Below are 22,371 nucleotides of genomic sequence, written 5' to 3'. Positions count from 1 at the left end.
CGGTTAGGAGTCAAACCCCATGCCCCACCCCGACCTGCTGGCCACCTGCTGGACCACCGCGGGAGACGCCGTCCCGCTGCCCGGCCGAGACGCCAGCCCCATCCCTCTGCCGGTACGGATCGAGCAGGCGGCCCGCGCGGGTTTCGCCGGCTTCGGGCTGATGCACGTCGACCTGGAGGAGTTCCTCCGCACCTCCGACCTGCCGACGCTGCGGCGGATCCTCGACGACAACGGCATCCGCCACCTGGAGCTGGAGTTCCTGACCGACTGGTGGCTGGACGAGGAGGAGAGGGCCGAGTCCGACCGCGTCCTGGACCTGCTGGTGAAGGCGAGCGAGGCGCTCGGCCCGCACCACGTCAAGATCGGCCCGGACATCACCGGCGGCCCGTACGACCTGGAACGTTCCGCCGCCGGGTTCCATCGGGTGAGTGAGGCGTTCGCCCAGGCCGGGACCGCCGTGGCGCTGGAGTTCATGCCGTTCTCCAACATCGACACCCTGGCCAGGGCGGTCGAGCTGGTGACCACCGCCGGGCACCCGGCCGGAGGTCTCATGCTCGACCTGTGGCACGTCGAGCGCGGGGCCGCCACATTCGAGGAGCTGGCCCGTCTGCCGATCGACCTGATCAAGGGCGTCGAGCTGGACGACGGGGCCGCCGAGCAGATCGGCGACGGCTACACCGACACCGTGCTGCGGCGGAGGCTCTGCGGCCAGGGCGACTTCCGGGTCACCGAGTTCATCGGCCTGCTGCGCGACCTCGGCTGGAGCGGGCCGTGGGGTGTGGAGATCCTCTCCGAGACCTACCGGGTGCGTCCGCTGGAGTCGGCGCTGCCGGAGGCGTACACGACGGCGGCCCGGCAGTTCGAGCCGGCTGAAGGAGCCTGAGCCATGCCACTCACCGACAAGATCTCCATCGTCACCGGCGCCGCCAGCGGTATCGGCGCGGCCACCGCCGAGCGGTTCGCCGCCGAGGGCGCCGTCGTCTACGCCGCCGACATCGCCGCGCGGCCCAGGGACGAGGGCCGCACCCACCACCGCAGGCTGGACGTCGCCGACCTGGACTCCTGGGCCGCCCTCGTCGCCGAGATCACCGACCGGCACGGACGCGTCGACGTCCTGTTCAACTGCGCCGGATTCGTCGGCTCCTACGACTCGCTGACCGAGATCGACCTGGACGACTGGCACCGCATCGTGGCCGTCAACCAGACCGGCGTCTTCTACGGCATGCGTTCGGTGATCCCGGCGATGCGGCAGGCCGGGGGCGGGGCGATCGTCAACATGTCCTCGGCGTGGGGGCTGATCGGCTCGGCGGGGGTCGCCGCGTACCAGGCGGCCAAGGGGGCCGTCACGGTGATGACCAAGAACGCCGCCATGTCCTACGCCGCCGACGGCATCCGGGTGAACTCGGTCCACCCCGGGCTCATCACCACGCCGATGACCGACGCCCAGGATCCGGAGATCTCCGCCGACCTGGTACGGCAGACGCCGCTCGGCCGGGCAGGCCGGGCCGACGAGGTCGCCGCCGCCGTCCTGTTCCTCGCCTCCGACGAGGCGTCCTTCATCACCGGGGCGCAACTCGTCGTCGACGGCGGCCTGATCGTGCACTGAGCCATGACGATCTCAGAAACCTCGCGCAGGGCCGTGGTGGTCCACCGGTCGGACGGCGGCCTGACGGTCAGCTGCGACCTGCTGCCCGTCCCGCCCATGGAGGACGCCGCCCTGCGGGTCCGCCCCGAGTACGTCGGCATCTGCGGCTCCGACCTGGAGCAGCTCTCCGGCGGGATGGACCCCGGCTTCGAGGTCCGCTTCCCGCACGTGCTCGGCCACGAATGGTCCGGCGTGGTCGTCGAGGCCGGCCCCGCCACCTCGCGGTTCCGCCCGGGGGACCGGGTGATCGGGCACGGCGCGCTCGGCGGCAACATCTGGTTCGGGGTGTCCACCGACGGCGCGATGGCCGACACCTTCCTGGTCCCCGAGGCGATGTGCTTCGCCGTCCCGCCCGCCGTCTCCTCGCTGCGCGCCGCCCTGGTCGAGCCGCTCGCCTGCTGCCTGCAGGCGCTGCGCACGGCGGGCGGGGCCGACGCCGGCCACACCGTGGCCGTCTTCGGGTGCGGTGCCATCGGCCTGTCCATGGTCGGCCTGGCCCGCACTCTCGGCGCGCGGGTGGTGGCCGTGGACCGCAGCCCGTACCGGCTGGACCTGGCCGCGCGGCTGGGGGCCGACCACCGCGTCGAGGCCGCCCCCGGTGTGGACGTGGCCGCCGCCGTCCTGGACGTGCTCGGCCCGCGCGGCGCCGACCTGGTCGTGGAGGGGTCGGGCGCCCCCGCCGCGCAGGCCGCCGCCTTGGACGTCACCGCCCAGGACGCCAGGGTGCTGTTCATGGGCCTGGCGCACCGGCGCTCCGAGCAGGTGTCGCTGCACCAGATCCAGAACCGCAACCTGCGGTTGTCGTCCTCCACCGGCGCGCCGCCGCAGATCTGGGAACCCACGCTCCGGCTGCTCGACCGTACCGGCCTGGACCTGTCACCCATGGTCTCCGACGTGTTCGCCTTCGAGGACTGCGCCGCCGCCGTCGCGGCCGCCGGCGACGCGGGCGGCCACGCCAAGGTCATGCTCAGCCCGGACGGAGGTGGGCGCCGGTGAGCCCGCTCTTCACACCGCTCACCCTGCGCGGCCTGACCTTCCCCAACCGCGTCTGGATCTCCCCGATGTGCCAGTACGCCGCCGAGGACGGCCTGGTGTCCGACTGGCACCTGGTCCACCTGGGCGGCCTGGCCACCGGCGGGGCCGGGCTGATCGTGGCCGAGTCCACCGGGGTCACCCCCGAGGGCCGGATCAGCCCGTACTGCGCGGGCATCTACAACGACGAGCAGACCGAGGCGTGGGCGCGGATCGTCCGGTTCGTCCACCAGCAGGGCACGCTCATCGGCCTCCAGCTCGCGCACGCCGGACGCAAGGCGTCCACCTCCGCGCCATGGACCGGCGAGCGCCGGGTGCCCTACGCCGACGGCGGCTGGCCGACCGTCGGACCCTCGCCGGTCCCGTACGGGGACCTGCCCGCCCCCCGGGAGATGACGGAGAAGGACCTGGCGGCGGTGAGGGACGCCTTCGCCGCCGGAGCGGAACGCGCCTTGCGCGCCGGTTTCGACGTGGTCGAACTCCACGCCGCGCACGGCTACCTGCTGCACGAGTTCCTCTCCCCGCTGACCAACCGGCGCACCGACCGCTACGGCGGCTCGCTGGAGAACCGGATGCGCTACCCCCTGGAGGTCGTCGCCGCCGTCCGCGAGGCGTGGCCGGACGACCGCCCGCTGCTGGTGCGCATCTCGGTCACCGACTGGGCGCCCGGCGGCTGGGATCCACCGTCCTCGGTCGAGCTGGCCAGGCGACTCGCCGCGCTCGGCGTGGACCTGGTGGACTGCTCCTCCGGCGGGCTGCTCCCCGACGCCGCCATCCCGGCCGACGGCACCTACCAGACCGACCTGTCCGAGACGATCCGCTCGGGCGCGGGCGTGCGCACCGCCGCCGTCGGCCGGATCGCCGACCCCCGGCAGGCCGAGGAAGTGCTCGCCTCCGGCCAGGCCGACGCCGTGCTCATCGGCCGGGCCGCGCTTCGCAACCCGCGCTGGCCGCTGGCCGCCGCCGGGCAGGTCGGCGCCGACCTGCCCTGGCCGGTCCGGTACGAGCGAGCCAAACCCCGCCCCACTCCCGTGGAGAACTCGTGAAAATCAAATCCGAACTGTTCATCGGCGGCGAATGGGTCCCTGGGACCGACACGCTGCCGGTCCTGGATCCCGCGCTGGGCGAGCCGATCACCGAGGTCGCCGTGGCGGGCGAGCGCGAATGCGCCCAGGCGGTCGACGCGGCCGCCGCCGCCCTCGCACCGTGGGCCGCCCGTGCCCCCAGAGAGCGCGCCGAGATCCTGCGCCGCGCGTACGAGCTGATGACGGCGGAGGCCGACGACATCGCCCGGCTCATCGTCAGGGAGAACGGCAAGGTGCTGGCCGACGCCAAGGCCGAGGTCGTCTACGCCGCCGAGTTCTTCCGCTGGTTCGCCGAGGAGGCCGTCCGGGTCACCGGCGACTACCGGCTGGCCCCCGGCGGCGACAAGCGCATCATCGTCACCCACCAGCCGATCGGGGTGTCGCTGCTCATCACGCCGTGGAACTTCCCTGCCGCGATGGCGACCCGCAAGATCGGCCCGGCACTGGCGGCGGGCTGCTCGGTGGTGCTCAAGCCCGCCACCGAGACCCCGCTCACCGCGCTGGCCGTGGCCGACGTACTGGCCCGCGCGGGGGTCCCCGACGGTGTGGTCAACGTGGTGGTCGCCGCGCCCACCGCGCAACGGGTCAGGGAGATGCTGCACGACCCCCGGGTCGTCAACCTCTCCTTCACCGGATCCACCGAGGTCGGCCGGGTCCTCCTGCACGAGGCCGCGGACCAGGTGGTGCGCACCTCGATGGAACTGGGCGGCAACGCGCCGTTCCTGGTGCTGGCCGACGCCGACGTCCAGGCGGCGGTGGAGGGCGCGATGATCGCCAAGCTCCGCAACGGCGGAGCGGCGTGCACCGCGGCCAACCGCTTCTACGTCCACCGCGCCGTCGCCGAGGAGTTCACCGCCGCGTTCGCCCACGCGATGGCCGGACTGAAGGTGGGCTCCGGGCTCGACCCCGCCAACCACATCGGCTCCCTGGTCTCCACGACCGAACGCGGCAAGGTCGCCGAACTGGTCGACCAGGCGGTCGGTGCCGGCGCACGCCCGGTCACCGGCGGGGCCGTCCTGGACGGGCCCGGGGCGTTCTACCCGCCCACCGTGCTGGCCGGCATCGAGCCGGACGCCGCCATCCTCGATGTGGAGATCTTCGGACCGGTCGCCCCCATCGTCGTGTTCGACTCCGACGAAGAGGCGGTGACCAGGGCCAACGCCACACCGTACGGGCTGATCAGCTACGTCTACACCGGCGACCTGCGCCGAGGGCTCCGGGTCGCGGAACAGCTCGACGCCGGCATGGTCGCCCTCAACCGGGGCGTGCTCTCCGACCCCGCGGCGCCGTTCGGCGGCGTCAAGCAGAGCGGGCTCGGCAGGGAGGGTGGGTTCGACGGGATCCACGAGTTCCTGGAGACCAAGTACATCGCCGCCGACATCTGAACCATACGAAACGGAGTACTCATGCAAACTCACCTCGCGGGACGTAAAGTCCTGATCACCGGTGGCGCGTCCGGCATCGGCGCGGCGACCGTCCGCGCGATGCTCGCCGAAGGCGCCGACGTGGTCGCGGCCGACCACGACGCCGCCCTGCTCGACCAACTGGAGACCGACACCAAGGACCTGACCGGCACGCTGCGCTCGGTCCGCGCCGACCTGTCCACCCTGGACGGCTGTGAGAACGCCGTCACCGGCGCGCTCGACCACCTGGGCGGCCTGGACATCCTCGTCAACAACGTCGGCACCGGCAACGTCCGCACCTTCGAGCAGCTCACCGACGACGAGTGGCTGCAGACCATGAACCTCAACTTCATGAGCTACGTCCGGATCAGCCGCGCCGCCCTGCCCCACCTGCGGGCCTCCCAGAACTCACCGGCCATCGTCAACAACGCCTCCGACCTGGCCCGCCAGCCGGAGACCCAGCCCATCGACTACGCAGCCTCCAAGGCCGCCGTCCTCGCCGTCACCAAGGGCCTGTCTCGCGCGGAAGGCCCTCACATCCGGATCAATGCCGTCGCCCCCGGCCCCATCTGGACCCCCTTCTGGACCAAGCCCGGCGGCTTCGCCGACAACCTCGCCATCCTGCACGGCAAGGAGCCCATGGCCGCGGTCGAACACGAGATGCAACTCCGTCAACTGCCGCTGGCCCGCCTCGGCACTCCCGAAGAGGTCGCCAACGTCGTCCTCTTCCTGGCCAGCCCGCTGGCCGCCTTCGTCACCGGCGCCGTCTGGGGCGTGGACGGCGGAAGCATCCGCGCCCTCTACTGAAACCCCTCGACCACACCGTCTCCGTGGCCGGACGCCGCCCTTCTCGTCCCGCCCGGCCACGAGCGGCACCGACCCGTACGTCATCGGCTTCAGGCGCTCAGCACCTTGCGGAGCAGTTCGGCGAACTCGGTGGGGTGCGTGCTGAGTCCCGTGTGCCCGCCGGGGAAGTGGACGAGCTCCGTGCCGAACCGCTCGGCCAGGAAGGCGGCGGGACGGTAGGGCAGTTCGCCACGTGAGTCTGCTCCGCCCGCGAGCACGAGCCGGTCCGACAGGGCCGCCAGGCGATCCACATCCGGGGTGTAGGCCATGAAACTCGGCACGACGCGTCCGAGGAAGTAGGGCATGTTCGCCATCGTCCGCTCGGCTCGCGCGGCGGCCCGCGGTGGCAGCTCGACGGCCTTCTCAGCGGCCTTCTCGGTGGCGAGGGGCCCCTCGTCGTCCGGCCGCCGCAGGCCCGCCGCGAACTCGGCCACCGCGGGCATCAACCCGTCTCGGCGGAAGGTCTCCTGGACGCGAGCGAGCAGTGCGCGGTGCTCGGCGGCGTCCGGCAATACCTCCACCACCGGCGGCTCGTGCGCGACCACGCGTTCGATCCGCTCGTAGTGGGCGCAGAGCAGGTGCAGCGCGACGATCGCCCCCGAGCTGCAGCCGACCACCCGGACGGGTGCGTCCGGAGACAGCAGATCCAGCAGCCGGAACGCGTCGTCGGCATGCCGGGCGACCTGCTGAACGGCCTGTGGGTCGTCCAGCGGGCTGCGGGACAGGCCGCGTGGGTCGTAGGAGACGACCGTGTGATCGCCGGCCAGCTCGTCGGCGATGCCGTCGTAGGAGGCCGCGTCGCCGGCGCCGCCGGGGATCAGCAGCAGGAGCGGGCCGCTTCCGCGTACCTCGTAGTGCAAGGTGGCACCGTCCACGCGCAGCCGTCCGATGGTCGGGGTGGTCAACTGGGGTCTCCTTCGCCGGGTGAGGGCCAGCGCTCCAGGAGCGTGTGCAGGGCGTCCAGGCAGCGGGCCCAGGAGCTCTCCGCCGGGCGTGCGTGCGCGAACCCGCCGGCGGCCTCCAGGCTGACGAAGCCGTGGAGCGTGCTGCGCACCAGCCGGACCGCGTCGGTCAGGTCGGGCTCGTCCAGCGCGTAGGCGCGCAGCATGCTGTAGGTCAGTTCGACCGCGCGACGCGGTCCGGGCGCTCGGACCGCGAGCTCGGGATCGATCTGTATCGGGATCTGCGTCGCCGCGTATCGGCCCGGGTGGTCATGGGCGTATGCCCGCCAGGCGTTCGCGAACGCCACCAGCGCGTCCCTGCCGGCCCGCCCGGCGGTGGCCTCGGCGATACCGATGGTCTTCTCGTCCGCCGCCAGCAGCGCGATCCGCCCGCGCAGGTCTTCCAGGCCGCGCACGTGCACATACAGGCTCGCGTCCTTCACCCCGAGCCGCCGTGCCACCGCCGACATGGTCACGTGGTCGAGCCCGACCTCGTCCGCCAGCTCGGCGCCCGCGAGCGTCACCCGGTCCGCCGTCAACCCGGCCCGCGCCATGCGTCCACCTCCAGCGCCTTATGGTCCATAGGCTTAACCTAACATGCCTAGGATATTCCTTGGGTTTAAAGGTAGGCGGATATGTCGTCATAAAGGTCCGTGCCTTCGCCGCCCCGACCACCGGCGAGGGCACGGGCCGCATCGCCTTCCTGCCACCGGCTCCGCGCTACGGGCGACGCCTCCGCGGCGACCGACACCACTCGTGCCCCCTCCGGCGGTCCCGCCGGAGGTGGTGAGGACGCGTCACGCGACGGCGGTCCCCTCAAGCTCGACCATCAGGCCGGGGAGCGCCAGCCGCGTCACCCCGAGCATCGTGGTGGTCGGTGCCACCCCGATGACGCCCAGCCGTGACGCCAGCACGCCGTAGTGCTCGAAGAGCCGATCGACGTCGGTGGTGTAGACGTTGAGCCGGACGAGGTTCGCGAGGGACATGCCGGCCTCGGCGAGCACGGCCTGAAGGTTGTCGAGGCTCAGCGCCAACTGCGCCGCCATGTCGTCGGCGTGCTGAGACTTGCCCTCGTCGCTCATCGCGGTCTGCCCGGAGCAGTACAGGGTCCGGGTGGGTCACTCGCGCCCTCCCTGCCCCGCCACGCGGTATGCGAGAACGTGCTCGCATGCCTGAGCCTTCAGGCTCCGGTCGACTGACCGTGCAGGAATCGCGGCACACGATGGCCCGCGCACCCCCGGCCGCATCCATGATCGAGGTCGAGCCTGTGTCCGGGCACCGGGGTATGCGCGGACCCGCGGCGTGGGTTATTTATCCTGGGAGGCCGGACGGAGTACCCGGCGCACGGCGCCGCGCAGCCACTGGTGGGCACCGTCGGCGGTGTGGCGCGGGTGCCAGGCCATGCCGATCGTCAGTGGTGGCAACGGCAGCGGGATTTCCAGCAGGCGTAGTCCCAGCGCGTGCGCCGCGTCGCTGAGTGGCGAAGGGGGCTCGCCCGGCAGCGCGGCCGGCACCAGGCAGACCACGTCGCCGACTGCCGCCAGCACCATCGCCGCCAGATGTCCGGGCAGGACGGCGCTGACCCGCCGGCTGAGTCCTTGCTCGGCCAAGGCCTCGTCCAGCGGGCCGGTGAAGCGTCCACGGCGGCTGACCGCCACGTGCTCGGCCGAGGCCAACCTGGTGGGCGTCAGGGTTCCTTCGGCGAGCGGGTGCCCGGCCCTGACACCGACCGCCATCCTCAGCGTGACCAGCTCTTCGACCCGGGTCTCCGGGGCGACGTGGTCGATGGCCCCGATCTCCAGATCGATCCGGCCCTCGCGCAGCGCGGGGCCCGCCTCCCACTCCTCGGCCAGCACCCGCAGCGAGACGCCCGGCGCCCGGCGCCGGGCAAGCCCGAGCAGGCCCGGGGCCAGTGCCGCACCGACCAGGTCCGAGACCTGGACGGTGAAGGTGCGCCGCAGCGCGGCGGGGTCGACCCCGCCGCTCGGAGTGAGCAGTGCCTCCAACCGGCGCACCACCGCGGCGGCCTCGCCCCGCAGCGCCTCGGCGCGGGGTGTGGGCACCATCGCCTGTCCTGCCCGTACCAGCAGCGGGTCCTGGAGCACCCGGCGCAGCCGGGCCAGGGTGCGGCTCATCGCCGCCGGGGAGGTGCGCATCCGCGCGGCGGCACGGGTGACGCTCTGCTCGGTCAGTAGGGCGTCGAGGGCGACGGCGAGGTTGGCGTCGAGGTTCGGGGCTGGGCTGCTCACCGGCATAATTCCGTTTCGGACAATGATTGGATGCTGAAGTTCCCATTGTGGCAATGCGGCCCGGGTCTGCACGATCAAGGGACCGTACCGATCCGACACAGACCGCGAGGTTTTCATGATCGTCATTACCGCCCCCACCGGGAACATCGGTCGACGGCTGCTGTCGCTGCTGGTCGAGGCCGCGCCCGCACGCGGAGAGGCGTTGCGCGTCGTGGTCCGCGATCCTGCCCGGCTTCCCGAGTCCGTACGCGGACAGGTCGAGGTGGTCACCGGCTCGCACGGCGACGCCGCGACCGTCGAGCGCGCCTTCACCGGGGCCGACGCCGTTTTCTGGCTGGTGCCGCCAGCCGCCTCGGCCACGCCCGACGAGGCGTACAGCGGCTTCACCCGCCCGGCCGCGCGGGCGTTCGCCGCCCACGGTGTTGGCCATGTCGTCGGCGTCTCGGCACTCGGCCGCGGCACCCCGCAGGCCGCCCAGGCCGGGCTGGTCACCGCCTCCCTGGCCATGGACGACCTGATCGCCGACTCCGGCGTCGCCTACCGCGCCCTGGCCAACCCGTCCTTCTTCGAGAACCTGCTGGAGGAGGCTGACTCGATCCGCGAGAACGGCGTCTTCACCGACACCGTCGCCGCAGACCGCCCGGCCCCGCTGGTGGCCGTCGCCGACATCGCCGCGACGGCGGCCGGGCTGCTGCTGGACCGCTCCTGGACCGGCGTCGGCAGTGTCCCGGTGCTCGGCCCGCAGAACCTGTCACCCAACGACCTGGCCCGCATCATGACCGAAGAGCTGGGGCGTCCGGTCCGCTACCGGCGCCAGCCGCTCGACGAGCTGCGGTCCACCCTGCTCGGCTACGGCCTCAACGAGGCGTTCGTCGAGGGCATGGTCGACATGAAACGCGCCAAGGACCAGGGCCTGGACTCAGGCGTCGACCGCTCGCCGCAGGCGGGCCCGGCCACCGGATTCGCACAGTGGTGCGCGCAGACTCTCAAGCCCGCCGTTCTCGCCACACCGGAGGCAGTCGATGCCCGCTGACCGAACCAAGCCGCCGGTCACCGCGTTCATTCTGGTCAAGACCACGCCCGAGTGGCTGGCGATGACCGTGGCCGAACGCGTCAAGGCCTTCACCACCCAAGTCGTCCCGGTTATCGAGGCCCGCACCCGCGGTGTCCGCTCCCGCTTCTACGACACCGAGTTCTACTCGGCACGGGTCACCGACATCTGGGTCTGGGAGGCAGATGACCACGACGCCTACCGGCTGCTCATCGACGCGTTGCGCGAAACCCCCTTCTGGGACCGCTACTTCGACGTCGTGGACCTGCTTGTGGGTACCGAGAACGGCTACGCCCGCACCTACGATCTGGAACCGGCGGCCACCCTCGCCACCTGACGCTCCTCCCTGACCGGCCGGTGCTTCCGCAGGGCGGTGGCACCGGCCATCAGTTCAGCTGGGCAGACGGCAACGTGGCCCCACGTTGTCGCTCGCCAGTAGATCCGACAACGAGACCGCGATGCAGGCGATTCCCGAGATCACTCCTCCGTCGGCATGCCAGCGTGATCCGTGGAGGGTGTGGCCAGGCTGGGCAGGCGCAGCACGAACCGTGCGCCACGGGAGCCGTCTTCGATGGTGGGGTCACCGTAGTCTTGGCCGAAAATCCAACGAACCCGCTCCTGACCTGCGATAAAGCTGGGTCTCGCGCTCGTTGATCCGCCCGTCGGACACCCAATGATCGGGGCTTTCGCCCTCTGACGGTCCTCTGGCGAAGCGTTTAGAACTCCTAACAGAATGAGGCTGGCCGAGTCCGCGAACATGATCGGTCGTTGAACTGGATGTGAGGAAGGGCGAGCAGCCACCGTGGATCGTGCCCGATGGGCTCTGGCAACGCATCGAGCCGTTGCTTCCGACGATCGAACGCCGCTACCGCAACCCCGGGCGCAAACGGATCGACGACCGCAAAGCACTATGCGGGATCTTGTTCGTGCTCTACACCGCGATCCCGTGGGAGTTCTTGCCCCAGGAGCTGGGGTTCGGCTCGGGGATGACCTGCTGGAGACGACTGCGCGATTGGCACCAGGCCGGCGTCTGGAGCCAGCTCCATGAGTTGCTGCGGGTCGAGTTGCATGCCGCTGACCGGCTGGATTGGTCCAAGGCGGTGGTCGACAGCTCCCATGTACGAGCACTCAAGGGCGGCCCAAAACCGGCCCGAGCCCGGTCGATCGAGGCAGGACCGGCTCGAAACACCATGTGATCACCGACGGGAACGGCATCCCGCTGGCGGTCAGCCTCGGCGGCGGCAACCGCAACGACATTCTGCAGCTCATGCCTCTCATCGAGGCGATCCCGCCGGTCCGCGGCAAGGTCGGCAAGTCCCGCCGACGTCCCAAGGCGCTGTATGCCGACCGCGCCTACGATCACGACCGCTATCGTCGTCAGCTGCGGGAGAAGAGAATCGAGCCGATCATTGCCCGCCGAGGAACTCCGCACGGCTCTGGCCTGGGTGTGCATCGGTGGGTGGTGGAGCAGACGCTCGCCCTGCTGCACTGGTTTCGTCGGTTACGCATCCGCTGGGAGATCCGCGACGACATCCATGAAGCCTTCATGATCCTGGCCTCCGCCATCATCTGCTGGCGCCGCCTCAACCACTGATCGCATTCTGTTAGGAGTTCTAAGAGCGGCCGGATCCAGTGTGGCGGAGGTGAGCTGGCCGGCGGCGTCGTAGACGTAGTCGACGGTGGTTTTGCCGCCGCCGCTGATCTGCTGGGTGAGATTACCGGCCGGGTCGTACTCATTGGACTGCGACACCACGTCGACCGGGGGGCCGAGCCGTTGAGCCGCACATCGTCGCCGATGGTCGTGGCCAGGCGGTCGTCCATCCAGTAGGTGTAGGCCGTCTTGCGGCCCAACGCGTCGATCTGACCGGCCAATCGGCCGCCGGGGTCGTAGGAGGAGGAGGTCAGCACCACGTCCTGGGCGCTCTGCGGGTTAAGAGGGCTGCCGGTCCAGTTCTTCAACGTCGTAGAGGCCGGCTGACCGCGCTTGGTGTAGGCGAACGTCGTCACCGTGCCCTATGCCTTCGCCGCCCCGACCACCGGCGAGGGCACGGGCCGCATCGCCTTCCTGCCACCGGCTCCGCGCTACGGGCGACGCCTCCGCGGCGACCGACACCACTCGTGCCACCTCCGGCGGTCCCGCCGGAGGTGGTGAGGACGCGTCACGCGACGGCGGTTCCCTCAAGCTCGACCATCAGGCCGGGGAGCGCCAGCCGCGTCACCCCGAGCATCGTGGTGGTCGGCGCCACCCCGATGACGCCCAGCCGTGACGCCAGCACGCCGTAGTGCTCGAAGAGCCGATCGACGTCGGTGGTGTAGACGTTGAGCCGGACGAGGTTCGCGAGGGACATGCCGGCCTCGGCGAGCACGGCCTGAAGGTTGTCGAGGCTCAGCGCCAACTGCGCCGCCATGTCATCGGCGTGCTGAGGCTTGCCCTCGTCGCTCATCGCGGTCTGCCCGGAGCAGTACAGGGTCCGGGTGTGCCCGGAGACGATCTCACCCTGGTTGTATCCCAGCCCCGTCGACCACGCCCACGGGTTGACCGCCGTTCGCTCCATTGCCACATCGACTCCATTCGGTTCGTTGACATCACGTACGCCGAGCGGCTCGTAGCCGCCTTCTTCGACGCTGTGGTGATAAGCCTCCCGACAAATCACGACATCTTGTGTCGTGTATTTCTGTAGGGTTTTCGCATGCGCGCCGACCGGCTGGTCTCGCTGGTGCTCCTGCTGCGGCAGCACGGCCAGCTGTCCGCGGCCGCGCTCGCCCGCGAGCTGGAGGTCTCCACCCGCACCGTGCTGCGCGACATCGAGGCGCTGTCCGCAGCCGGCGTCCCGGTCTACGCGGAACGCGGCCGGCACGGCGGTTTCGCGTTGTTGCCCGGTTTCCGGACCGAACTCACCGGACTGACCCCTGATGAGGCCCTCGCCCTCCTGATCGCCGGATCACGGCGCGGCGCGCAGACATTCGGCCTCGGCTCGGCGCTCGCTTCGGCGATGCTCAAGGTGGTCGACGCGCTACCGGAAAGCTATCGGGACACCGCGGCCGACGCGGCCGAGCGATTGCTCATCGACCCGGAGACCGATCTTCTCTCACGTCGCCTGGTCACCGAGGAGGCGCCTGACGCCACAGTGGCCGAAGTCCTGCGCGCGGTGCTCTCCGGACACCGGCTGCGCATCCACTACGCGGCCGGGGACCAGAGCCCGACGTGGCGCACGGTGGACCCGATCGGCCTGGTGACCGTACGCGAGCGGGGTTACCTGCTGGCCACCAGGTCCGGCGCGGACCGCACCTACCGGCTGTCCCGGATCCTGGCCGCCGAGGAACTTCCCGAACCCGCACAGCGACCGGACCGGGTCGATCTGGACCGGGCCTGGCAGGAACGCAGCACCCGGTTTCGGACCGGCGGCGACCAGGTCACCGTGCTGGTGCGGGTGGACCCCGAGCGGTGGGAGGAGTTGGTCGGCACCGCACTGGCCGTCCGCGCAGAAGAGGCCGAATCGGACGGCCGGCTGCGGATGGAGGTGACCTTCCAGGATCCGAGGCACGCCGAATGGGCGCTGTGGCAGCTCGGCACGAACACGGAGGCCCTGGCCCCGCAGTGGTTGCGCGACCGTTTGCACGACCGGGCCACCGCGATCGCCACCCGCTACGGGGCGCCCTCCTGAGAGCCCTCGCCTTCCGTGGTCCGCGCCCGCCTGATTCCGGCCGCTCACTTCGGCAAGGTGAGGATCTCGGCTCCGTCGTCGGTGATGGCGATCGTGTGCTCACTGTGTGCGGTACGGCAGCCTGTCGCGCTCCTGAGCGTCCATCCGTCGGCGTCGGTGACGAGTTTGGCGGTGTCGGCCATGACCCACGGTTCGAGTGCGAGCATCAGCCCCGGGCGCAGCCGGTATCCACGGCCGGGCCGCCCGGTGTTCGAGATGTGCGGCTCCTGGTGCATCGTCGATCCGATGCCGTGACCTCCGAACTCGGTGTTGATCGGATATCCCGCCTCGCTGAGGACCGAGCCGATGGCGTGGGAGATGTCGCCGATGCGCGCTCCGGGCCCGGCGGCCGCGATGCCCGCGTTCAACGCGCGTTCGGTCGCGCTGATCATCGCGACGCTCTCCGGGGGGTTGGAGCCGCCCACGATGAAGCTGATGGCGGAGTCCGCGGCGACTCCGTTCTTGGAGACGGCGAGGTCGAGTGAGAGCAGGTCGCCGTCGGCAAGGGTGTAGTCGTACGGCAGCCCGTGCAGCACCGCGTCGTTGACGGACGTGCAGATGTAGTGACCGAACGGCCCGCGGCCGAAGGAGGGCTCGTAGTCGACGTAGCAGGACTGTGCTCCGGCCTCAACGATCATGTCCTGGGTCCATCGATCGATGTCCAGGAGATTCGTGCCCACTGCGCTGCGGCTCTTCAGCGTCTGCAAGATATGAGCGACCAGGGCACCGGTCTCCTTCGCTCGGGCCAGGTCCGGGGGGTTCAGGATCTCGATCATGCGACGCCCTTCTCATGCAACCAATAACTATCCCGGCAATATTATCCCGATGTTCAGGTCCGTGCGGTTCGACAGGTTGAGGCTCGGCCCCACGCGGAGATCTCACCGAAGAGGAAGAGGCGCAAGAGGCCGGCGCCCGCCGTTCTCCGGTCCGGTCGACCTGCCGCTCAGTCCTGTTGCGCCGCTCGAAGAGAGCCGGTTCACGGCCGGCCAGGTGGCCACCCCGGGCGCCGCGCGGCAAATCCCTCCGCTCTCCGACTCGCGCAGGCCCTAGAATCGAAGCCATGGTCAGGTTGCCGCTCACACCCGCGGAGGTCGAGCGCGGACAGCGTCTCGGCGCCCTGTTGCGTCGCGCCAGGGGAGAGCGCTCGATGCTCGACACCGCACTGGATGCGGGCGTGTCGCCGGAGACTCTCCGGAAGATCGAGTCGGGCCGCGTGGCGACCCCCGCCTTCCCGACCATCGCGGCGATCGCCGATGTCCTCGGTCTTTCCCTCGACGAGGTGTGGGCAGAGATCAACCAGCCTGACGACGGGGTCCAACCCACAAGATCAGGCCGCAACGCGCGTGAGCGATTGGCCTCATAAGTCCCAGGCCCGCAGCCGCGTTCTCCGACTCGATCAACCGGCCGCTTGAGATCCGATCAACGCGACACGCCGGCCCACGAAAGGGACGATTACGGCGTGGTGCCCCCTTGCCGTCGGTGACTTTCCTGGCCGGCGTCATGTCGTAATGTGCGGCAAATTCCTCGAAACCTCCGGGAACCAGACACTCGATGCCACCGACTACCTGAGGGTGGGCGATCGATCGCCCTCTTGTCGACGGTTATCACCTGCTCGGAGTGTTCGTGTCCAGATCGCGCCTCGTCACCATCCTCGTCGCCTTGATCATGCTGATCGGCGCGTGCGCCTCCGATCCCTCCGATACCGGCGAGAAAGCTCCCGCGGCCCCTGTGCTGCGCATCGGCCTGAGTGAGGAGTCCGGCGCCCTGGACCCCCACGCCTTCACCGGTAACTTCCTGCTCCTCGACGCGATCTACGAGCCGCTTGTCACCTACACCGAGGGCGGCAAGCCGGCACCGGGGCTCGCGGAGTCGTGGACCGTCGCCGAGGACGGCCGGCAGGTCACCTTCGACCTGCGTGACGGTGTCCGCTTCACCGACGGGACCCCGCTCGACTCCGCCGTCGTCAAGTGGAACTTCGACCGGTGGGTGGGCAACAAGAAGTTCACCTTCTTCCGGGCCTCGCAGGTCATCTCCGCCGTGGACACCCCCGACTCCGACACCGTCCGGCTCACGCTGTCGGAACCGTACGAGCCGCTGCTGCAGGAGATGTCGATCGTGCGGCCGGTGCGGCTGCTCAGCCCGAAGTCCGCCACCGGCGGCGAGTTCACCACCCCCGTCGGCACCGGGCCGTGGAAGCTGGTGTCGAACTCCGCCACCGGCGCGACACTGGCACGCAACGACGACCACTGGGGGACCAAGCCACAGCTGGAGCGGCTGGAGTTCAAGGTCATCCCCGATTCCCAGGCGCGCGTCGACGCGCTCGCCAACGGCGAGATCGACCTCATCGGCGGCTCCTACCTGTCCCCGATCACGCCGCTGGAGGCCAAATCGCTGAGCGAGCGCGGCGACGTCACCCTGCTCACCGGCGCGTCGGACGTCTCGATCATGCTCGGGTTCAACCCCGACGGCCCGGCGGGCGACCGGGCCGTCCGCGAGGCGGTGCGTCAGGCCATCGACACCACCTCCCTGGTCGGCGCGCTGTTCCAGGGCTATGGCGAGCCGGCACGGCGGGTGTTCCCGCCGAATGTGCCCGACTCGGGCACCGACCTGCCGCCGTACTTCGACCAGGCCGGCGCCCGCGCCACGCTGGACGCCGCCGGGTACGCGCTTGAGGGCGACAGCCGGGTCAAGAACGGCAAGAAGCTCTCCCTCAAACTGCTCGTCCCGGCCAAACCGGCCGCGGGCCAACTCGACCCCCGCACGATGGCCGAGGCGATCGCCGGCTCCCTCAAGACGGTCGGGATCACCGTCGAGATCTCCCCGGTCGACGCCGCCGCGTACTACGACGAGCGGGCGGAGGGCACCTACGACCTGACCTTCTTCGAAGGGCTCGGCGCGCCGTACGACCCCTCCAGTTCGATCGTGTCCCTGTTCACCTCCGGAGCGCGCGCCCCCCTCTGGGCGACCCCGGCCACCGAGAAGGCGGTCGACAAGGCGCTGTTCGCCCGCGACCCCGCCGCCCGCGGCGCGGCCTACCAGGAGCTCTACGACGCGGTCGCCGCCGACGCCGGTTTCGTGCCGCTGGCCTACCGGCCACGGATGTGGGCCGCCCGCGCCGCGGTGAAGGGCTTCACGATGCCCCCCACAGACGTCGATCTGGAACTCACCGGAGTCACCGTCGAATGAGGTCACGCGGACGGCTCGTCACCGCGGGCGGTTACCTCCTGCGGTGGGCCGTCGACGTCTTCGGCGTGCTGCTCGCGATGTCGCTCGGCGTCTTCGCGCTGGTCCTGCTCGCCCGTGGTGACGCCGCGGCGATGCTCGCGGCGACCCGGGCCGGTCGGCCGGCCACGCCCGAGCAGATCGAGGCCGTCCGCGTCGAGCTCGGTCTCGACGATCCCGCGGCGGTGCGCTACCTGAGGTGGCTCGCCGACGTGTGCACCGGCGACTTCGGATTGTCGTTGCGGACGAACACGCCGGTCGGTCCCGAGGTCGCCGACCGGCTGGGCGTCACGCTGGGGCTGGTGGCCGGCTCCACCGTGGTCGCCCTCGTGATCGGGGTGAGCGTCGGCGTCGCAGGGGCGGTGCTCCGGCGTGGCCTGCTGCGCGGAACCCTGCGAATCGCGGCGCTGCTCATCACCTCGGTGCCGGCGTTCTGGCTGAGCTACCTGCTGGTGTTGGTCCTGGCCCTGCGTCTGCGCGTGGTTCCGACGTCGGGGATGGCGGGTTTCTCGACGTGGGTGATGCCGATGGCGGTGCTCGGGCTGCCGGTCGCCGGTGTGCTCAGCCGGGTGGTGGCCGTCACGCTGCGCGAGGCCCTGGACCGGCCGTACGTGCGCGCGGCGCAGGCCAGGGGGAGCGGACCGCTGTCGATCGTGCTGCGCGACGGCCTGCCCAACGCCGCCGGGCCGATCCTGTCGGTCGCCGGATTCGGCATCGGGAGTCTGCTGGTGGGTGCCGTCGTGGTGGAGCAGATCTTCGGCTGGCCCGGTATCGGGGCCTACTTCGTGCACGCGGCCGGGGCCAGGGACGTTCCGGCGCTACAGGCTGGCACGCTCGTCATGGGAGGTGGCTTCATCCTGGCCAACCGCTGCGCCGATGTCCTGCAAGGGCTCATCGACCCCCGCTCCCGGCGAGACCGGATCCCCTCGGTGAAGAGCCCTTCCGGGCGGGGCAGGCCGCTCCGGGAGCGGGTCGGCGGGCTCACCGCCCGGTCGCGACGGGGGACGACGTGACCGGCCGGCGGGGCGGCAGGGCGTGGACGCGTACGGCACTGGTCGCGACGCCCTTGATCCTCTTCGCGGTCGTCGGGGTGCTGGCGCCGGTCATCGCCCCGGCCGACCCCACCGTGGGCGACCTGACCGCGGGGCTGCTGCCGCCGTCGCCGGAGCACCCGCTCGGCACCGACCAGCTCGGCCGTGACCAGCTCAGCCGGATGCTCTACGGTGCGCGGATCTCCCTCACGGTCACCGCGGCCGTGCTGGCGATCGCGCTGACGGCCGGCACCGCGATCGGCGCCCTCGCCGGCTACCTGGGCGGATGGGTCGACCGGTTCGTCTCCCGGGTGATCGACGTCGTCGTCTCGCTGCCCGGGATGCTGGTGGCGCTCGCGGTGATCGGCGTACGAGGACCCGGGGTGGAGAACCTCGTTCTCGCGCTCTCGCTGTGGTCGTGGGCACCGTACGCCCGGATCGCGCGCGCCCGCGTCGCCGGCATGCGGAGCAGCCCTCATCTGGACGCCCTGCGCCTGCTGGGCGCGGGGCACGGGCGCATCATCGGCCGCCACCTGCTGCCCCCGGCGCTCGCCCCCTGCCTGGTCTACGCCAGCACGGACGTCGGCATGATCGTCCTCAGTGTCGCCACCCTGAGTTTCCTCGGTCTGGGGGTCGCCCCGCCGCACGCCGAGTGGGGCCAGATGCTCATCGAAGGACGGCCGTTCCTGGACTCGGCGTGGTGGCTGGCGTACCCGCCCGGCATCGCCATCACGGCCGTGGTGTTCGCCGCCAACCTGCTCGGTGAGCGACTGGCGGCCGGTGAGGAACGGCCGTCGATCCTGCGCCTGGTCCGTCCACGATGGAGTCGCCCGGCGCGGGCCCCACGGCCCGCCCACGCGGCCGCGACCACGAAGGAACCTGTGGCGTCCACCCCGCCGGAGGCGGCGCGGGATTCCTCCGAGCACGACGCGGTGCTGCGTGTGCGGGACCTGTCCGTCTCCTACCCGGACGGCGGCGGGCGCCGTCGCGTCGTCGCCGGGATGTCCTACGAGGTGCGGCGCGGGCGGATCCTCGCCCTCGTCGGCGAGAGCGGAAGCGGCAAGACCACGGCCGCGCTCGCCCCGTTCGGCCTGCTGGACCCGAACGCCGTGGTCACCGGCTCGGCGGTGCTGGGAACCGGTGCCGGCGCCCGTCAGCTGGTGGACCTCTCCCCGGGCGAGCGGCGCCGGATCAACGGGCATCGGGTGGGTGTCGTCTTCCAGGACAGCGCCTCCGTACTCAACCCGTTGCGGACGATCGGCGCGCACGTCGACGAGGCGGTCCGCAACACCGGCCGGGGCGGCCGCCGCGCCGTGACCCGCCGGGTCACCGAGGAACTGTTGCGCCTGGCCGGTCTGCCGGACCCGGCGAAGGTCGCCCGCGAGTTTCCCCACCAGTTGTCCGGTGGGATGCGTCAGCGGGCGCAGATCGCCATCGCCCTCGCGGGCGAGCCGGAGCTGCTCGTCGCCGACGAACCCACCTCGGCCCTCGACGTGACCGTGCAGGCGCAGCTGCTCGCGCTGCTGGCGCGTCTGCGTGACGAGCTGGGCATGGCCATGGTCGTCGTCAGCCACGACCTGGCGGTCGTGTCGCGCCTGGCCGACAGCGTGGCCGTCGTGTACGGCGGCCGGATCGTGGAGTCGGGCCCGCTCGCCACGGTGATCACCGACCCCGACCACCCCTACACGCGTGGTCTGCTGGACGCCGTACCGCGGCCCGGGGCGGCACCGGGCACCCGGTTTCGCACCATGCCAGGCCGGGCGGGCGCCGGCCCGGACGAGACCGAGGGATGTGGGTTCGCGTCCCGCTGCCCGCTCGTGGCGGCGGCCTGCGTGTCCGAACCACCGGCCCTGGAGGCCCCGGTCCTGGACGCGCCGCCTCGCGTCGACGCACACCGGTCGGCCTGCCTGCGCCACCCCAGCCGCCCCGCGGAGGCGGGGGAGAGGAGCACCGGCCCGTGTTAGAGATCATCGGGGTGAGCGCGGGCTACGGTGGCCGAGAGCGCGGCCGGGACGCCGCGGCGGTGATCGAGGACGTCACGCTGCGCGTGGCGGCGGGTGAGATCGTCGGACTGGTCGGCGAGTCGGGCTGCGGCAAGACGACGCTGGCGCGGGTCGTGACCGGGCTGCACCGGCCCAGCGCGGGAGTGGTACGCGTCGCCGGGGCGGACGTGCACGCGCTCCGTGGCCGGACCCTGCGGGCACATCGACGACAGGTCCAGATGGTCTTCCAGGACCCCTACCTCACGCTCAGCCCGCGGCAGACGGTACGCCAGGCCCTCGCCGAGCCGCTGCACATCCACCGGATCGGCGACACCCGGTCCCGGCCCACGCGGGTGGGCGAGCTGATGGACCTCGTCGGGCTCGACCCTCAGGTCGGTGATCGCCGTCCCGGGCAGCTGTCGGGAGGGCAGCAGCAGCGCGTGGCGATCGCCCGGGCACTGGCTCTGGAGCCGCGCCTGCTGATCTGCGACGAGCCGGTCACCGCGCTCGACGTGTCGGTGCAGGCGACGGTGCTCAACCTGTTGTGCGATCTGCGCGACCGGCTCGAGTTCGGCTGCCTGTTCATCACCCACGACCTCGCCGTCCTCTCCCAGCTCGCGGACCGCGTCGCCGTCATGCGGCACGGCCGGATCGTCGAGCAGGGGCCGACCGGAGACGTCACCACCCGCCCTCGCCACCCCTACACCCGCAGCCTGCTCGCGGCCACTCCCACCATGGACATCGAGGCCGAGACGGAGTCGGCGTGACACGCGCGGGCCGGGAGGCGTCGGGCTCTCCCGCGCGATCCGGCGTCCGCTCGTTCACCGGCACGCAGCTCGCCCTGTTCGGGAGCGGGTTCCTCGTCAATCTCATCAGCTTCTCCGTGTACCCCTACCTGGCGGTCCTGCTCCGCGACCGAATGGCCCTTGGCATGGATCAGGTGGGCCTCATCCTCGGGGTGGCGACGTTCGTGCAGTTCGCCGGAGGGGTGCCCGGCGCGGCCTTCGCCGAACGGATCGGGCTTCAGAGGAGCCTGGTGATCGCGATGGTCCTGCAGACCATCGCATCGCTGGGGTTCCTCGCGGGCGGCACCTGGCCGGCGGTGACGGTCGCCGCGCTGTTCCTGCGATCGGCGGCCACCGGGCTCTACTCACCCAGCGTCCGGGGTTACACCGTGCACGGTGCGAGTTCCGGCGACCGACCGCGGCTGATGTCCGCGAGCTACGCCACGGGCAACGTCGGCATCGCGGTCGGGCCGGTGGTGGGGGCGCTGTTCATTCACGACCCGGGCGGGATGTTCGTCGTCGCCACGGTGCTGCACGCGGCGATGGCGATCGGGCACGCCCTCCTGCCGCGAGAGCGGCGGGAAGAGGGCGAGGTGATCGAGCCACTGCGCCGGGCACTGGCCGGCCTCGCGGTCCTGCCGTTCGTCGTGACCGCCATGACCCTCTATCTGTACATGCACTTCTACCAGTTCCTGTCGTCCTACGCCGAGGGCAGGCTGCCCACCGTGTTCTACGGTGCGGCGATGATGGGCTACTCGCTGGTGCTGGCCGTACTGCAACCGCTCCTCACGCGACGGGTCGAGCGGATGCGCTACACCCACGCGATGGCGGTCGGTTTCTGCTGCCTCGCCGTCGGCATGATCGCGTTCACCGGCGGGAACGCGATAACGGTCGCCGCCGGGATCCTCGTCATCGGCGTGGGCAACTCGGTGCTTTTCCTCAAGAACGTCCTTGAGATGCTCAGCCGTACGAAGCGGTCACCGGCGGTCGTCTTCGGTCACCAGCGGCTGGCCGAAGGAGTCGGCGCGTCCTTGAGTGGCCTCGTCGGCGGGAGCCTCTACCAGCTGTTCGAGAGCGCGGGGTATCTTCCCGGATTCTGGCCGGCCATCGCCGCCCAGTGCCTGCTCCTGCCGGTGATCCTGCTGCTCGCGTGCCGTCGGCTCGGGCGCCCCGTGTCCGAGCCTTCATGACGAACCCGGCGGACGTGGGCCGCACCTGACGGCCGATCGCGGGGTGACCTCACTTCAACTCGTCGGCGCTCTCCTGTTCACGCTCCCGCGGACCGTCGCCTGAGTACGACCGGCGCAGCCCGTCCAGCAGGAGGGTGATGACGCCGTCGGCCTCGGCTCGCCAATCGGGGCGGTTGTGGGCCGCGCCGATGCCGTGCAGCGCCAT

General features: G+C 71.1%; 23 protein-coding genes. 16 read left to right on the top strand and 7 right to left on the bottom strand.

Annotated elements, in window-relative coordinates; genetic code table 11:
* The first annotated feature begins 19 nt into the window (after nt 1–19).
* The 6 genes from ACFY3D_RS34160 to ACFY3D_RS34135 are packed head-to-tail and all read left to right on the top strand — an operon-like array spanning nt 20 to nt 5,972.
* Complete coding sequence (locus ACFY3D_RS34160; RefSeq protein ID WP_389987403.1) at nt 20–883, top strand: sugar phosphate isomerase/epimerase family protein; 864 nt, start codon at nt 20–22, stop codon at nt 881–883.
* 3 nt (nt 884–886) lie between these two features.
* Nucleotides 887–1,606: an SDR family NAD(P)-dependent oxidoreductase gene (locus ACFY3D_RS34155; RefSeq protein ID WP_389987400.1), complete on the top strand. Its 720-nt coding sequence runs from the start codon at nt 887–889 to the stop codon at nt 1,604–1,606.
* Between the two features lie 3 nt (nt 1,607–1,609).
* Nucleotides 1,610–2,641, top strand: coding sequence for a zinc-binding dehydrogenase (locus ACFY3D_RS34150; protein WP_389987397.1), 1,032 nt, complete (start codon nt 1,610–1,612; stop codon nt 2,639–2,641).
* Nucleotides 2,638–3,723 (top strand): NADH:flavin oxidoreductase/NADH oxidase, encoded by a 1,086-nt coding sequence (locus tag ACFY3D_RS34145; protein ID WP_389987394.1) that lies wholly within the window; start codon nt 2,638–2,640, stop codon nt 3,721–3,723. The genes ACFY3D_RS34150 and ACFY3D_RS34145 overlap by 4 nt, the downstream gene beginning before the upstream one ends.
* The gene (locus tag ACFY3D_RS34140) at nt 3,720–5,147 is read left to right on the top strand and encodes an NAD-dependent succinate-semialdehyde dehydrogenase (RefSeq protein WP_389987391.1); all 1,428 of its coding nucleotides are present in this window, start codon (nt 3,720–3,722) and stop codon (nt 5,145–5,147) included. Before ACFY3D_RS34145 ends, ACFY3D_RS34140 begins: the two co-directional genes overlap by 4 nt.
* Nucleotides 5,148–5,168: 21 nt before the next feature.
* A complete protein-coding gene (locus ACFY3D_RS34135; protein WP_389987388.1) occupies nt 5,169–5,972 on the top strand; it encodes an SDR family NAD(P)-dependent oxidoreductase in 804 nt (267 codons plus the stop codon).
* An 89-nt stretch (nt 5,973–6,061) separates the two neighbouring features.
* Here the strand turns inward: ACFY3D_RS34135 and ACFY3D_RS34130 are convergent, their stop codons facing one another.
* From ACFY3D_RS34130 to ACFY3D_RS34115, 4 genes are all read right to left on the bottom strand, one after another.
* A complete protein-coding gene (locus tag ACFY3D_RS34130) occupies nt 6,062–6,916 on the bottom strand; it encodes an alpha/beta fold hydrolase (RefSeq protein WP_389987385.1) in 855 nt (284 codons plus the stop codon).
* Nucleotides 6,913–7,506 (bottom strand): TetR/AcrR family transcriptional regulator, encoded by a 594-nt coding sequence (locus ACFY3D_RS34125; protein ID WP_389987382.1) that lies wholly within the window; start codon nt 7,504–7,506, stop codon nt 6,913–6,915. Before ACFY3D_RS34125 ends, ACFY3D_RS34130 begins: the two co-directional genes overlap by 4 nt.
* Nucleotides 7,507–7,749: 243 nt before the next feature.
* Nucleotides 7,750–8,058, bottom strand: a complete 309-nt coding sequence (locus ACFY3D_RS34120; RefSeq protein ID WP_389987610.1) for a RidA family protein — start codon at nt 8,056–8,058, stop codon at nt 7,750–7,752.
* 201 nt (nt 8,059–8,259) lie between these two features.
* Nucleotides 8,260–9,201 (bottom strand): LysR family transcriptional regulator, encoded by a 942-nt coding sequence (locus tag ACFY3D_RS34115; RefSeq protein WP_389987379.1) that lies wholly within the window; start codon nt 9,199–9,201, stop codon nt 8,260–8,262.
* Between the two features lie 115 nt (nt 9,202–9,316).
* Between ACFY3D_RS34115 and ACFY3D_RS34110 the strand changes: the two genes are divergently transcribed.
* The 3 genes from ACFY3D_RS34110 (at nt 9,317) to ACFY3D_RS34100 (ending at nt 11,846) form a co-directional block, all read left to right on the top strand.
* Nucleotides 9,317–10,234 carry an NAD(P)H-binding protein gene (locus ACFY3D_RS34110; protein WP_350949660.1) on the top strand — a complete coding sequence of 306 codons (918 nt, stop codon included), beginning with the start codon at nt 9,317–9,319 and terminating at the stop codon, nt 10,232–10,234.
* Nucleotides 10,224–10,589: a darcynin family protein gene (locus ACFY3D_RS34105; RefSeq protein ID WP_350949661.1), complete on the top strand. Its 366-nt coding sequence runs from the start codon at nt 10,224–10,226 to the stop codon at nt 10,587–10,589. The genes ACFY3D_RS34110 and ACFY3D_RS34105 overlap by 11 nt, the downstream gene beginning before the upstream one ends.
* Before the next feature lie 469 nt (nt 10,590–11,058).
* A protein-coding gene (locus ACFY3D_RS34100; RefSeq protein ID WP_389987607.1) for an IS5 family transposase occupies nt 11,059–11,846 on the top strand; the annotation gives its coding sequence in 2 pieces (ribosomal slippage) (nt 11,059–11,392 and nt 11,392–11,846; 789 coding nt in all).
* Here the strand turns inward: ACFY3D_RS34100 and ACFY3D_RS34095 are convergent.
* Both ACFY3D_RS34095 and ACFY3D_RS34090 read right to left on the bottom strand, forming a co-directional pair.
* The gene (locus ACFY3D_RS34095) at nt 11,754–12,002 is read right to left on the bottom strand and encodes an RHS repeat domain-containing protein (protein ID WP_389987375.1); all 249 of its coding nucleotides are present in this window, start codon (nt 12,000–12,002) and stop codon (nt 11,754–11,756) included. The two genes, ACFY3D_RS34100 and ACFY3D_RS34095, sit on opposite strands and share 93 nt — an antisense overlap.
* A 409-nt stretch (nt 12,003–12,411) precedes the next feature.
* Nucleotides 12,412–12,807: a RidA family protein gene (locus ACFY3D_RS34090; protein ID WP_389987604.1), complete on the bottom strand. Its 396-nt coding sequence runs from the start codon at nt 12,805–12,807 to the stop codon at nt 12,412–12,414.
* Nucleotides 12,808–12,942: 135 nt separating this feature from the next.
* Here ACFY3D_RS34090 and ACFY3D_RS34085 point away from each other — a divergent pair, with 135 nt between their 5' ends.
* Entirely contained in the window at nt 12,943–13,917 is a 975-nt protein-coding gene (locus ACFY3D_RS34085; RefSeq protein WP_389987372.1) for a helix-turn-helix transcriptional regulator, read from the top strand.
* Between the two features lie 44 nt (nt 13,918–13,961).
* Here the strand turns inward: ACFY3D_RS34085 and map are convergent, their stop codons facing one another.
* The gene (gene map / locus ACFY3D_RS34080; protein ID WP_389987369.1) at nt 13,962–14,732 is read right to left on the bottom strand and encodes a type I methionyl aminopeptidase; all 771 of its coding nucleotides are present in this window, start codon (nt 14,730–14,732) and stop codon (nt 13,962–13,964) included.
* Between the two features lie 284 nt (nt 14,733–15,016).
* Here map and ACFY3D_RS34075 point away from each other — a divergent pair, with 284 nt between their 5' ends.
* From ACFY3D_RS34075 to ACFY3D_RS34050, 6 genes are all read left to right on the top strand, one after another.
* The gene (locus ACFY3D_RS34075; RefSeq protein ID WP_389987366.1) at nt 15,017–15,319 is read left to right on the top strand and encodes a helix-turn-helix domain-containing protein; all 303 of its coding nucleotides are present in this window, start codon (nt 15,017–15,019) and stop codon (nt 15,317–15,319) included.
* Nucleotides 15,320–15,579: 260 nt separating this feature from the next.
* A complete protein-coding gene (locus tag ACFY3D_RS34070; protein ID WP_389987363.1) occupies nt 15,580–17,142 on the top strand; it encodes an ABC transporter substrate-binding protein in 1,563 nt (520 codons plus the stop codon).
* Complete coding sequence (locus ACFY3D_RS34065) at nt 17,139–18,191, top strand: ABC transporter permease (protein ID WP_389987360.1); 1,053 nt, start codon at nt 17,139–17,141, stop codon at nt 18,189–18,191. Before ACFY3D_RS34070 ends, ACFY3D_RS34065 begins: the two co-directional genes overlap by 4 nt.
* The gene (locus ACFY3D_RS34060) at nt 18,188–20,173 is read left to right on the top strand and encodes a dipeptide/oligopeptide/nickel ABC transporter permease/ATP-binding protein (protein ID WP_389987357.1); all 1,986 of its coding nucleotides are present in this window, start codon (nt 18,188–18,190) and stop codon (nt 20,171–20,173) included. Before ACFY3D_RS34065 ends, ACFY3D_RS34060 begins: the two co-directional genes overlap by 4 nt.
* Nucleotides 20,167–20,958, top strand: a complete 792-nt coding sequence (locus ACFY3D_RS34055) for an ABC transporter ATP-binding protein (protein WP_389987354.1) — start codon at nt 20,167–20,169, stop codon at nt 20,956–20,958. The genes ACFY3D_RS34060 and ACFY3D_RS34055 overlap by 7 nt, the downstream gene beginning before the upstream one ends.
* Nucleotides 20,955–22,166: an MFS transporter gene (locus ACFY3D_RS34050; RefSeq protein ID WP_389987351.1), complete on the top strand. Its 1,212-nt coding sequence runs from the start codon at nt 20,955–20,957 to the stop codon at nt 22,164–22,166. Before ACFY3D_RS34055 ends, ACFY3D_RS34050 begins: the two co-directional genes overlap by 4 nt.
* Nucleotides 22,167–22,371 lie beyond the last annotated feature (205 nt).

This window comes from Streptosporangium sp. NPDC000509 (assembly GCF_042898365.1).
Classification (GTDB): Bacteria; Actinomycetota; Actinomycetes; order Streptosporangiales; family Streptosporangiaceae; genus Streptosporangium.
This window is presented reverse-complemented; position numbering and strand designations above follow the sequence as displayed.

Coding starts and splice junctions, on each gene's coding strand:
- ACFY3D_RS34160 (WP_389987403.1), top strand. CDS start 20: ATGCCCCACCCCGACCTGCTGGCCACCTGCTGGACCACCGCGGGAGAC.
- ACFY3D_RS34155 (WP_389987400.1), top strand. CDS start 887: ATGCCACTCACCGACAAGATCTCCATCGTCACCGGCGCCGCCAGCGGT.
- ACFY3D_RS34150 (WP_389987397.1), top strand. CDS start 1,610: ATGACGATCTCAGAAACCTCGCGCAGGGCCGTGGTGGTCCACCGGTCG.
- ACFY3D_RS34135 (WP_389987388.1), top strand. CDS start 5,169: ATGCAAACTCACCTCGCGGGACGTAAAGTCCTGATCACCGGTGGCGCG.
- ACFY3D_RS34125 (WP_389987382.1), bottom strand. CDS start 7,506: ATGGCGCGGGCCGGGTTGACGGCGGACCGGGTGACGCTCGCGGGCGCC.
- ACFY3D_RS34110 (WP_350949660.1), top strand. CDS start 9,317: ATGATCGTCATTACCGCCCCCACCGGGAACATCGGTCGACGGCTGCTG.
- ACFY3D_RS34105 (WP_350949661.1), top strand. CDS start 10,224: ATGCCCGCTGACCGAACCAAGCCGCCGGTCACCGCGTTCATTCTGGTC.
- ACFY3D_RS34090 (WP_389987604.1), bottom strand. CDS start 12,807: ATGGAGCGAACGGCGGTCAACCCGTGGGCGTGGTCGACGGGGCTGGGA.
- ACFY3D_RS34085 (WP_389987372.1), top strand. CDS start 12,943: ATGCGCGCCGACCGGCTGGTCTCGCTGGTGCTCCTGCTGCGGCAGCAC.
- map (WP_389987369.1), bottom strand. CDS start 14,732: ATGATCGAGATCCTGAACCCCCCGGACCTGGCCCGAGCGAAGGAGACC.
- ACFY3D_RS34075 (WP_389987366.1), top strand. CDS start 15,017: ATGGTCAGGTTGCCGCTCACACCCGCGGAGGTCGAGCGCGGACAGCGT.
- ACFY3D_RS34065 (WP_389987360.1), top strand. CDS start 17,139: ATGAGGTCACGCGGACGGCTCGTCACCGCGGGCGGTTACCTCCTGCGG.